This is a genomic window from Bacillus cihuensis (assembly GCF_000504145.1).
GTDB classification, from domain to species: domain Bacteria; phylum Bacillota; class Bacilli; order Bacillales; family DSM-1321; genus Peribacillus; species Peribacillus huizhouensis.
Genome location: NZ_KI632502.1, coordinates 1 through 12,805, shown reverse-complemented (window position 1 = coordinate 12,805; position 12,805 = coordinate 1). Strand labels below are relative to the sequence as shown.

The window sequence follows — 12,805 nt, the reverse complement described above, 5'->3', positions numbered from 1 at the left end:
CACACCATCATGCATATCCAGTTGGAAAGAAAAGATGAGAGTTTGCCGTACAATCCTCTTATCTTCCGAAGAGTATAATACGCTGGAAAGAAGGCAGGTCTCCTGGCTTGTGCTTCATTTTACTTTAAGAACCTTCCCATTAACATCACAGAATGTTGCACTTTGCTCGATTCCGTTAAATAAACAGTGGTTTATCCTTATTTCATGGCACTCACAGTTGCGGAAACAGCTTCGGTTCTTCACCGAATTCCCTATTAAGCTGAAAGTTCAGCACCCTTTTTCTGCAAGATTATATTCACTTATCAGTAGTTTACCATATAATTCTGATAAAAAACTTATACTTTCACTAGATATATTTAGTTTATTTTTAACATTCGAATAACTACTTGTTTAATAAAAGATCCAATGTTTTAATTGTGGATTCAAGTTGATAAAAACTTTTTGGTACGAAATCTACAGGCTTATGATTTCGATATCGGATAGTAAGTTTTCATACATGCGTGGAATAGAGTACTTTAGAATTTTATCTAACCATATTAATCTCTGTTAATAGCCTGAATCTTTTAAGTAACTCAATTATGTAAAGATTGTAAATATACTGGAAAAAGAAGGGGTTTCGAGAAAGTTGTCGAACTTAGTTTCAAGAAATGGTTTATATCAAATAAGAACAGGTAAGAAATTTTTCGGTTTTTTTGAAAAAATGATAAGGAATGGTTTACAGGAGGTAAGAAATGACATATGAAGGAAAGCACCCAAAATTGAATGAAGTAATCCATAATATTGAGAAGGTTATTATTGGGAAAAGAGATATAGCAGAATTAAGTGTAGTAGCCCTACTGGCGGGTGGGCATGTTTTGTTGGAAGATGTTCCGGGTGTTGGCAAAACAATGATGGTTCGTGCGCTGGCAAAGTCAATCAGTGCAGATTTTAAACGTATTCAATTCACACCTGACTTGTTGCCATCTGATGTAACAGGCGTTTCCATTTATAATCCAAAGGAACAAGAATTTGTTTTCCGACCTGGGCCAATAATGGGAAATATTATCCTCGCTGATGAGATTAATCGAACATCTCCAAAAACTCAATCTGCTTTATTAGAAGGGATGGAAGAGGCTAGTGTGACGATTGACGGTGTAACAAGGGTGTTGGAGCAGCCGTTCTTTGTCATGGCGACGCAAAATCCTATTGAATATGAAGGAACCTATCCGCTACCTGAAGCTCAATTGGATCGTTTTTTATTAAAGATGAAAATGGGATACCCTGATATATATGAAGAAATGGAAGTTCTTAATCGGGCCCGCTTAGTACCGCCGATTGAGAATCTTGCGCCAGTGATGTCATTGGTTGAACTGCGCGGTTTGCAGCAAGAGGCAAAGTCCATCATTGTCGATGATACGATTAAACATTATATTGTTGAAATGACACAAAGAACACGTAATCATCGTAGTGTGTACCTAGGTGCAAGTCCTCGTGGATCAATAGCCTTAATGAAAGCATCTCAAAGCTATGCACTATTATGTAACAGAGATTATGTGTTGCCGGATGATGTTCAATATCTTGCCCCGTTTGTGTTATCGCATCGTCTCATCTTGAAATCTGAAGCGAAGTACGAGGGGATTACAGCTGAGCAAGTGGTTGCTGAGATTATTGAAAATAATCCAGTGCCAGTAAAAAGGGCCGTGAATTAATGATGCAATTATTAGTGGAGAAAATAAGACCTTATGTAAAGGTCATTATGCTCATTTGTTTAGTGTTCTTTGCATTTGTGTTTGCGATGTTTCAAGGAGGCTTCCTAAGTTGGTTTTTACTCTTTACGTTTCTGCCTTTTGCCCTTTGTTCGATCGGTGTCTTTTTCTATCCGATACACAAGTTCACAGTAACAAGATCATTAGATAAAACGGAGTTTAGAGCAGGGGAAACGATTGAAGTAAGAATTGAAATTTCACGAAAAGACCGCTTTCCGCTTTTATTTCTTTTGATAGAAGAAGAGCTTGATGGCAGATTAGGTAAAAGCGCTTCGATGAAGAAAGTAATTATTTTTCCTTGGTTTCGGAAATCATTTTCACTTAGGATGAAGCTTCATAATCTACCAAGGGGAGACCATAGCTTATCGGGGATTCGTCTGAAAACTGGAGATATCATTGGGTTATTCGACAAGGAAGCCAAGTATGACCTTCCAAAAAAAATTCTAGTCTGGCCTGCTTACTATGATTTGGCGTATAAGCAATTGGAGAATTTCTTTGATCGTGGCGAAGTAGGGTCTGTAAAAAAGATGCAGCGCGAGTATTCCATTGTCAGTGGAGTTCGAGAATACCAACCGGGCGACCAAATGTCTTGGATTAATTGGAAAGCTACGGCCAATAAGAATGCCATCATGACCAAGGAATTTGATGAGCAGAAAAATCATGATGTGTATATCATTTTAGACGAAGAATCCTCACAATCCTTTGAAGATTTGGTTGTATTTGCTGCCTCATTCGCGCATGCCTTACTGAAGAAAGGGGTACTTGTTGGATATGCAGGTTCAGCGATGCATGAAGCGCCCCTAGCAGTCCGTGGCGGAGATGGCCAGAGGCAAAGGATATTTTATCGACTTGCTAAAACAGAAGCAGATGAAAAAGGAAGCTTGCTTTCTTTGTTGGGGTTACATCAAACTATATTTACGCAAAATGCAGCAATCATTATAATTACTTCCCATTTGACTCGAAGAACAGTGGAACAAATCAGTGCTTATAAAACCAACCAGTCGTTTTCAATAGTTTGTATAAAAAGAGAAGAGCCGTTGACAATTGAAGAGCTAGCGGCAAGACAATCCGCTTATACAAGAGGAATGAGAGTTAGTTACTTGGATCGGGGACATGTTGAATCTGGTTTAGTCGAGGTGGTAGCACAATGATTCAAAGAAAAAGCCTACTCGAAAGCTTGTTTAAAGTGGTTTTATACGGATTTGGAGGTTTGTTGTTATGGGAATGGCTACAGCCGGTTAATCAACTGACAGATACTGATAATATGGGCATGTTTATTGTTTTTATGTGTCTTTCTTTGCTTACATACTTCTTGCGGGTGCATTGGGTAGCAAGAATTCTGATTTTAATGGGATATATGACTCTTGCCATTCAGTATTTATATTCGCAATTGTCACTTTTTGATCTCGCTTGGATAGGGGAACTTATGGGTGATATGAAATTGAACATTTCAAGAATCATGGAAGCGGACTGGATGTTATTAACGAACAGCTTCAGAACATGGTTATTTTTTATTTTGATTTGGCTTATTTCGTATTTAATTCATTATTGGGTTACTATCCGTCGAAATATCTTTTTATTTTTTCTTCTCACGATTGTTTTTTTAGCGCTTCTTGATACATTTACCCCATATGATGCGGATACTTCCATTATACGTGTAATGATTATTGGTTTAGTTGTGCTAGGATTGCTCGCTTATTTCCGTTTATTTGAACACGAAAAGTTAGCGGTGTCTATGGATGGTTTACGAAGATGGCTTATTCCGTTATCAATCATGGTGTTGGCTAGCGGGACAATTGGTTTTGCGGCACCGAAATTACAACCACAATGGCCAGATCCTGTTCCGTTTATTACATCCTATGCAAATAAATCATCAGGAGATTCGAATGGTGCAGGAAGCAAGCGTGTTGGGTATGGAGAAAATGATACAAAGCTAGGTGGTTCAATTTCAGACGATCAAACTGTTGTTTTTTATGCTGATGCTTCGACTCGTCATTACTGGAAGGTGGAGAACAAGTCTCATTATACAGGCAAGGGCTGGACGAGGCTTGATAATCATGGCGAATTGACTGAGTACGATAATGATCAGGATATTGTGAACCTTACTTCAGCTGCAGCGTTACCTGGAATGAGACTTCAAGAACTAAAGGCGTCCGTAAAAATGGAGCAATTCTACAATCATGTTCCGTATCCGACTCCTAGTATTCTTCAAAGAGTTTCAGCTGATGATGCCGATCAGTATATGTTTAATGACTCGACGAATCTATTGACAGCACAATCGAAAAGTTGGGGCAGGCTCAAGCTAACGGATTATGAAATCGATTATTTTCTTACAACGTTTGATAGAAACTATTTGAGAAAAGTTACATCTGCAAATAATATTCCTGAGAACATCATGAATACTTATACACAACTGCCAAGGAATCTACCTGAAAGGATTCGCAATTTAGCGGAAAAGATCACTAGTACTCAAGATAACTGGTATGACAAAGCAAAAGCCATTGAAAATCATTTTGATGGGCCAGAATTTGTGTATGATAAGCAAGACATTCCTTATCCGGAAGAGCGACAAGATTATGTGGATCAATTTCTATTTGAAACACTTCGTGGTTATTGTGATAATTTCTCCACTGCAATGGTTGTTTTATTGCGTTCCCTTGATATTCCGGCACGCTGGGCAAAAGGGTATTCTGATGGGGTAGCAACGATTAAAAACGGTGAATCTATTTATATGATCACAAATAATAATGCTCATTCATGGGTAGAGGTTTATTTTCCCGAGGTTGGCTGGGTTCCATTTGAGCCGACAAAAGGCTTTAATAATACAAATCGGTTTTACGATGCTTCTGTGAATACTCAAGCTAATATGAATGATCATGATGCGGCTATAACGACTCCAGAGAAAAGAGAGCCATCTCAACCGGTTAAGAAACCATTGGAAGAAGTCGATCAAACAAATCAACGAACAAATTCAAAGTCCGTTGATATTTCTTGGAAGGTACTTTTGCGAAATATCGCGATTGGTCTTGGAGGTGTGTCGATACTTACATTTTTGTTTTATCAATCGAGAAGAAAATGGCTACCTTATGTATTTATTACAAGATATAAAGGGAAAAATAGTACAGACACATTTACAAATGCTTATCACGTCCTCCTTAAACAATTAAATCGAGCAGGTGTACAACGACGTGAAGGCCAGACGTTGAGAGAATACGCGGTTTATGTTGATATTGTTTATAGCATGGCCAATAATAATATGCTGAAGCTTACTGAGGGATATGAAAGGTTTTTGTACCGTGGAGACCAAGAAAAACAAGTTTGGAAGCAGTATCAAGAATTATGGGAAAATTTAATTAAAGAAACTACCTCTTGACCATGTTTTTAACATGTTGGTACAATTGAAACATTCAAATACGAGCCCTTCATATATCCTCGATAATATGGATCGAAAGTCTCTACCGAATCACCGTAAATGATTTGACTATGAAGGCAGATGTTTCAGTGTAACAGCTAAAATTCTGCCTTTTTAAACTTTTTTAGGGTGGAGTTTAGCTGTTTTGTGTTTTATTTTTACATCTTTGAAATAATAAGAACAAGCCGCTTCTATAAGTGAGTGTTCAAAAAGGAGGATAAAAAGAGCCGAGAAGTTCGAGGAGCGCATCTCGAGAGGACCGGAGCGTATGGAGTAATACGTGAGGACCGGAGAGACAGAGCGACGAAGAAATTCGACAGCTATTTTTACCGGACTTTTTGAACAACCTATATTAAAGAAGTGAATATATCAACTGAGGTGACAATAGTGACGGGGAAAACAGACTTACAGAACCAGGAAATGATTGTCGTGCTAGATTTTGGCAGCCAATATAATCAATTAATCACAAGACGTATTCGTGAATTTGGCGTGTACAGTGAATTACATCCCCATACTATTACGGCAGAAGAAATCAAGAAAATAAACCCTACCGGAATTATTTTCTCTGGTGGACCGAATAGTGTGTACGATGCATCTGCTTTCGGATGTGATGAGCGTATTTTTGAACTTGGATTACCAATTTTTGGAATTTGTTATGGTATGCAATTGATGACGCAGCATTTCGGTGGAAAAGTTGAACAAGCAAAAAACCGTGAATATGGTAAAGCAACTCTTGCGATCCAAAACGATTCGAAACTATTCAATGATCTACCTAAAGAACAAATTGTCTGGATGAGCCATGGAGATCTTGTTGTGGAAACTCCAGAAGGATTTACGGTTGATGGAACGAATGCATCTTGTCCAATTGCAGCGATGAGTGATGAATCAAGAAAGCTTTACGCTGTACAATTCCATCCAGAAGTTCGCCACTCTGTTTATGGAAACGACATTCTGAAAAACTTCGTGTTTGGTGTTTGTGGCTGTAAGGGTGACTGGTCTATGGAAAACTTCATTGAAGTTGAAATGGAAAAAATCCGTCAAACAGTCGGAGATAAAAAAGTGTTGTGTGCGCTAAGCGGCGGAGTGGATTCATCAGTTGTTGCAGTACTTATTCATAAAGCAATTGGAGATCAATTAACGTGTATTTTCGTTGATCATGGTCTTTTGCGTAAAGGCGAAGCAGAAGGCGTTATGAAAATGCTCGGCGAAGGCTTCCAAATGAATGTTATTAAAGTAGATGCTAAAGAACGTTTCCTTTCTAAACTTGAAGGTGTTTCTGACCCTGAGAAAAAACGTAAAATTATTGGAAATGAGTTCATCTATGTATTTGATGATGAGGCAACGAAATTAGAAGGAATTGAATTCCTAGCTCAAGGTACTCTTTATACAGATATTATCGAAAGTGGTACAGCAACAGCACAAACGATTAAATCGCATCACAATGTTGGTGGTCTACCTGAAGATATGCAGTTCAAGCTGATTGAACCGTTAAACACGCTGTTCAAAGATGAAGTACGTGCACTTGGAACAGAACTTGGTATGCCTGATGAAATCGTTTGGCGACAACCGTTCCCGGGTCCTGGGTTGGGAATCCGTGTGTTAGGAGAGATCTCAGAGGACAAGCTAGAAATTGTCCGTGAATCAGACTATATCTTACGTGAAGAAATAAAAAAAGCTGGTCTTGATCGTGAAATTTGGCAGTACTTTACTGTGCTTCCTGATATTCGTAGTGTTGGAGTTATGGGAGATGCACGTACGTATGACTATACAATTGGTATTCGTGCTGTCACTTCAATTGATGGAATGACTTCAGATTGGGCTCGTATTCCTTGGGATGTTCTGGAACTAATTTCAACGAGAATTGTTAACGAAGTAAACCATGTTAACCGTGTCGTTTATGATATTACAAGTAAACCACCTGCAACCATTGAATGGGAATAGGCTGGGGATACTAAAATTTTCTGATTTTTAATCGTAATTATAAAATGATAAACGAACATTATTTCTGATAGAAAGAAATAATGTTCGTTTTTTTATTGACAGCCATTTTCCTATTTAGTAAAATTGGACAGTGCTTATTAGTAAATCATATTAATTTGTTGTATATCATTGGCGATAATACCCAATGATTTCTGTGGCTACCGAAAATTGCTTGGCTACGAAAGAGTGTAGTTAAGAACCTTTAGGGTTAGACGCAAGCATTCAGATTTATGATGAATTCATTTAAGGGAGACTGAATAATGAAAAAGTATTTCCAATTTCAAGAACTTGGCACGAATTATCGTCGAGAAATAATTGGGGGTCTGACAACCTTCTTAGCCATGGCTTATATTCTAGTTGTAAATCCAAGTATTTTAACACTTCAGGGCATTGACGGATATCCTGAAGAACTTCGAATGAATTACGGTGCTGTATTCGTTGCGACAGCATTAGCGGCAGGTATCGGTTCGATCCTTATGGGAGTGATTGCTAGATATCCGATTTCACTTGCTCCAGGCATGGGATTGAATGCCTTCTTTGCTTTTACAGTAGTACTCGGATTTGGTATTCCGTGGCAAACTGCTTTATCAGGTGTACTGATTTCTGGAATCATTTTCGTTATTCTTTCTTTATCGGGGATTCGTGAGAAGATCATAAATGCAATTCCTGCAGAACTTAAATTAGCGGTTGGAGCAGGTATTGGTTTATTTATTACATTTGTTGGTTTTCAAAATTCACGGATAATTGTTAAAAACGATGCAACCCTTGTTGGGTTAGGAGATTTGACTTCGGGTAACACACTTCTTGCGATTTTTGGTATTATTATTACAGTCATTTTAATGGCGAGAGGTGTTAAGAGCGGTGTTTTTCTAGGTATGATTATTACGGCAATTGCTGGTATGATTTTCGGTCTAGTACCGTTTCCAGAGAAAATTGTCGGAGCAGTACCGAGCATTGCCCCTACATTCGGAGCTGCGTTCGAAGCGTTTGGGAATCTAACTGATTTATTCTCAGGTCAGATGCTGATAGTTATTTTAACTTTCTTATTCGTTGCATTCTTTGATACAGCTGGAACGCTAGTGGCTGTTGCTCAACAAGCAGGATTAATGAAAGATAACGTCCTACCAAGAGCAGGGAAAGGATTACTTGCAGATTCATTAGCTATCGTATCTGGAGCTATTTTAGGAACTTCTACGACAACATCTTATGTTGAGTCCACATCGGGTGTAGCTGCTGGAGCGCGAAGTGGTTTTGCAGCGATTGTTACAGGATTATTATTTATTCTTGCTATTTTCTTCTTCCCGCTTCTTTCAGTAGTAACATCAGCGGTAACAGCTCCAGCCTTAATCATTGTCGGAGTTCTAATGGCAACTGGGTTGAAACATATTGATTGGTCACGATTTGAAATTGCAGTTCCAGCATTTTTCACAGTCATCATGATGCCGTTAACTTACAGTATCGCAACAGGTATTGCTTGTGGGTTCGTCTTTTATCCAATCACGATGATTATGACAGGGAAAGCAAAGCAAGTTCATCCTATTATGTACGGATTGTTCGTCATCTTTATCGCCTATTTTATTTTCTTAGTATAATAAATGAACAGAGGACCTATTTGGTCCTCTTTTTTTTATGTGGGTTTAGCGATTCTATCAGGGATTGTTATTGGTTGATTTAGTTTGGTGGATTGACTAACATATATGATATAGATTATATGGTGAAAGAGGGAAGTAGATGGGTGTAGCTATAATTAATAAGGTTTTGAATAATAATGTGGTGATAGCAAACCATCCTTCTTATGGCGAAACCGTAATAATTGGCAAAGGAATTGGATTCAATCGAAAAAGAGACGACGAAATATCTTTAGTGAATGCTGATAAGATGTTTGTGTTAACGGGGAAAAAAGAACAGGAAGATTATAAAAAATTACTTCCAGAAATCGATGAAAAACATCAAGGAGCCATCATTGAAGCGATAAATCATATAAGTGCTAGAGTATCTGGGATCAATGAATATATTCATGTAGGAATGACCGATCATTTACTTTTTGCCTTAAACAGAATTGCAAATGGATTATCAATAAAAAATCCATTTTTAGTTGAAACGGCTACGCTTTATCCATTTGAATATGAAATTGCAAAAGAAGTAATTGAGATTTTAGCAATAAAGACGGGTATTAGACTTCCAGAAGGGGAAGCTGGCTTTATTACCCTCCATATTCATAGTGCGCTAACAAATAATGAGTTAGCGAAAGTTAATCAACACTCTCAGCTAGTTACTCATTTGGTAAATCTTATAGAAGAACAGATGAAAATAGCTATTGATAAAGAAAGCATCGATTATGTAAGGCTTGTGCGTCACTTGCGATATACGATCGATAGGGTATTGAAAGGTGAGAAAGTTGATGAGCCTGAAATACTTGCTACTCTCTTGAAAGATGCGTATCCGTTATGCTATAATCTTGCTTGGAAACTGATAAAAATTATGCAACAGCGTTTGAAAAAACAAGTATGTGAGGCAGAAGCCGTCTACTTGACGATGCACCTCCAGCGGTTACAAAAGAAAATTATATAACAATCATAACCTTTACGTGTTACTGATTCGATCAGGCATAAGTGAAGAAAGCGATTGGATGAAGCGATAGTGGGTAAAGTATACTCGCTACGCTCTTCCGGTGCGTTTCTTTACTTATGCCTTTTTATTTGCATTTTATTGTAAACGTTTTATTCTGCCTTGATGGCCAGTAAGACCCACCTTAAGGCATAGAGGAATCTAAGAAGAGTAGGTGGGGAAACTGCCTGTAAAAGCCTGATTGAAGTCTCACTTTATCAGTTTGACAAATCTTAAATTTTGGAGGTTTTGGCTGTGTGGAAAAAAGTCTTTGGTATTTTGCAAAAGTTAGGGAAAGCATTTATGCTTCCTGTGGCTATGTTACCAGCAGCAGGTTTGCTACTAGGGTTAGGGAATGCTGCTCAACAAGATGTGACATTGCAATACCTACCATTTTTAGATGCTAATTGGATTCAGTTGGTCGCTAGGGTGATGGAGGATTCTGGGGGAGTTATTTTTAGTAACTTGGCACTTATCTTTGCGCTCGGAATCGCCATTGGATTAGCTGGTGATGGGGCGGCTGCTCTTGCTGCGCTTGTAGGTTATCTAGTGTTAAATCGGGTCATGAGTACCTGGATGGATGTAACGCCAGAAATGGTAGCTAGTGACCCGAGTTTTGCAAATGTTCTAGGGATTCCTACGCTTCAAACAGGCGTGTTTGGTGGAATTATCGTAGGTCTGATTGCGGCATATAGCTACAACCGTTTTCATAATATTGAAATGCCCTCGTTCCTTGGTTTCTTTTCGGGCAAACGTTTTGTTCCTATTGCCTCAGCTGTCCTATCTTTAATTGCGGGTCTACTTATGCTGTTAGTATGGCCGCCGATTCAAGATGCGATGAACAGTGCATCACTTTGGTTAATTGAAGAGGGGACCTATTTTGCAGTGTTCTTCTTTGGTTTTATCAAACGGTTACTGATACCGTTTGGGTTACACCATATTTTCTACGCGCCATTTTGGTATGAATTTGGTACGTACACAACGGTTGCTGGGGAAATTGTTCGTGGTGATATGACGATTTTCTTTGCTCAGTTAAAAGATGGTGTAGATATAACGGCTGGTAACTTCATGGCTGGAGAATATCCAATTATGATGTTTGGTCTGCCAGCGGCAGCCTTAGCGATGTATCATACGGCAAGGCCGGAAAAGAAAAAAATTGTTGCTGGTTTATTAGGTTCAGCTGCATTGACATCTTTCTTGACAGGTATTACAGAACCGCTTGAATTTTCATTTATGTTTGTTTCGCCTGTATTGTATGTGATTCATGCAGTATTAGATGGGTTAGCTTTTGTGTTAATGACTTTTTTTAGTGTTAATATCGGTTATACATTTTCGGGAGGAGCTATTGATTTTCTACTCTTTGGGATCTTGCCAGGAAAAGAGCCGTGGTGGATTACGATCATTCTAGGACTTGTTTTTGCGGTAATTTATTACGTGATTTTCCGTTTTGCGATAAATAAATTTAATTTAATGACTCCTGGCCGTGAAAAGGTAGAAGATGAACAATCGCAAGAAGGTAAAAAAGGAACAGTGAATGAGCTTCCTTATAATATTCTTGATGCAATGGGGGGGCAAGATAATATCTCCAACCTTGATGCTTGTATTACTCGACTACGTGTATCTGTTAATGATGTTAAAGATGTTGATAAAGCTCGTCTGAAGCAACTTGGCGCTGCCGGTGTACTTGAAGTAGGAAACAATATTCAAGCTATTTTTGGCCCGCGCTCAGAAACAATCAAGTCGCAAATGAAGGATATTATGAGTGGGATAGTTCCAAAAAACGTAGTAACAAAGCAGGAAGAAGAAGTGGAACAACAAATTGAAGAAGTTATGCCGGATATTATACAAACAGAAGTAAAAGCGGATAGCATCATTTCTCCGATTACTGGGGAAATCAAACCTATCACTGAAGTGCCAGATGTTGTTTTTGCTGGGAAAATGATGGGTGACGGTTTTGCGATACTTCCAACAGATGGAACGATTGTTTCTCCTGTAGATGGAGTGATTGTTAACCTCTTCCCAACTAAACATGCACTCGGTATCGAATCTGATAATGGGTGTGAAATTCTAATCCATGTCGGTATTGATACAGTGAAGTTGGAAGGGAAAGGATTTGACGCGCTCGTCGCCCAAGGGGACAAAGTGAAAAGAGGTCAACCACTTTTAATAGTTGATTTAGATTACGTGAATCAACATGCTCCTTCTATTATTACACCAATCGTCTTCACTAATTTAAAAGATGGAGAATCTATTCAAATTGATAAAAGTGGTGCAGTGGAAAGTGGAGAAAGAGATATTATCTCCATTATTAAATAAGTTTAAGTAGAGAGAGAGTTCCAAAAGGGTCTTACCTTGCAGTTTATACATTGTGAGGTTTGATCCTTTGTTTTGTATTGTGGAGTCGTTCGTTAAGGGAGAAGAAAAACGTTAAGTTTATTAAGGTGATATTAAGAAACGGTTAATTAATGTGAAAATTCGGACTAGATTGACTATTTTCATTTAGAAGCTTGTATTATAGTTTTGTAATCTAAAATGGAACTATGAGGAGGCAATAAGAAATATGAAAAATTTTAAAAAATGGCTTTTAACATTTATGGCAGCTTTCATGTTGGTAGGAGTTGCCACTGGTTGCTCTAGTGAGGATACTAATACGGAAGACACTGAAACTGAAGACACAGGAACTGAAGATTCAAACACTGAAGAAAACGCAGAGTAATATTGGAGAGAGTGTGTCCCGAGGGTATGACCCTTTCGTTATAGGGCACACTCTCTTATTATTTACATAAACTAGCTTTGAAATAACAGAATGAAATAGCATGCTTAGAAAGGTTCGTAGCCTCTTTCGAAGCTGCAAGTAAATAGTTAGAGAAAAAGTTACAATTTTTATTGACAGTGTATTAAGAGAGTGATATTATATGAAATACGCCACAGAACAATAATGTAACTTTGAAGATACTGAAAAATAATATTAAAAAGTTATTGACACTTTAAACGGCGGATGTTATGATATAAAAGTTGCTTACGAGATAAGCGGCAATAATAAATTGCTCTTTGAAAACTG

At 38.1% G+C, this 12,805-nt stretch carries 8 protein-coding genes and 2 riboswitches; all 8 genes read left to right on the top strand.

The window, feature by feature from the left end:
* Positions 1-74: 74 nt before the first annotated feature.
* A riboswitch (cobalamin riboswitch) is annotated at positions 75-293 on the bottom strand.
* A gap of 438 nt (positions 294-731) precedes the next feature.
* The 8 genes from V179_RS0126370 (at position 732) to V179_RS31400 (ending at position 12,460) form a co-directional block, all read left to right on the top strand.
* The gene (locus tag V179_RS0126370) at positions 732-1,688 is read left to right on the top strand and encodes an AAA family ATPase (RefSeq protein ID WP_028394100.1); all 957 of its coding nucleotides are present in this window, start codon (positions 732-734) and stop codon (positions 1,686-1,688) included.
* On the top strand, positions 1,688-2,896 hold the full coding sequence (locus tag V179_RS0126365; RefSeq protein WP_051405164.1) for a DUF58 domain-containing protein: 1,209 nt from the start codon (positions 1,688-1,690) through the stop codon (positions 2,894-2,896). Before V179_RS0126370 ends, V179_RS0126365 begins: the two co-directional genes overlap by 1 nt.
* On the top strand, positions 2,893-5,118 hold the full coding sequence (locus V179_RS0126360; protein WP_051405163.1) for a transglutaminase TgpA family protein: 2,226 nt from the start codon (positions 2,893-2,895) through the stop codon (positions 5,116-5,118). The genes V179_RS0126365 and V179_RS0126360 overlap by 4 nt, the downstream gene beginning before the upstream one ends.
* Before the next feature lie 29 nt (positions 5,119-5,147).
* A riboswitch (purine riboswitch) is annotated at positions 5,148-5,249 on the top strand.
* Between the two features lie 328 nt (positions 5,250-5,577).
* Positions 5,578-7,098, top strand: a complete 1,521-nt coding sequence (gene guaA / locus V179_RS0126355; protein ID WP_182503699.1) for a glutamine-hydrolyzing GMP synthase — start codon at positions 5,578-5,580, stop codon at positions 7,096-7,098.
* Between the two features lie 299 nt (positions 7,099-7,397).
* Complete coding sequence (locus V179_RS0126350) at positions 7,398-8,729, top strand: NCS2 family permease (RefSeq protein WP_028394096.1); 1,332 nt, start codon at positions 7,398-7,400, stop codon at positions 8,727-8,729.
* Between the two features lie 139 nt (positions 8,730-8,868).
* On the top strand, positions 8,869-9,708 hold the full coding sequence (glcT, locus tag V179_RS0126345; protein WP_028394095.1) for a glucose PTS transporter transcription antiterminator GlcT: 840 nt from the start codon (positions 8,869-8,871) through the stop codon (positions 9,706-9,708).
* Positions 9,709-9,999: 291 nt separating this feature from the next.
* Positions 10,000-12,060: a glucose-specific PTS transporter subunit IIBC gene (gene ptsG, locus V179_RS0126340; RefSeq protein WP_028394094.1), complete on the top strand. Its 2,061-nt coding sequence runs from the start codon at positions 10,000-10,002 to the stop codon at positions 12,058-12,060.
* Between the two features lie 244 nt (positions 12,061-12,304).
* Entirely contained in the window at positions 12,305-12,460 is a 156-nt protein-coding gene (locus V179_RS31400; protein WP_182503658.1) for a hypothetical protein, read from the top strand.
* Positions 12,461-12,805: the final 345 nt, after the last annotated feature.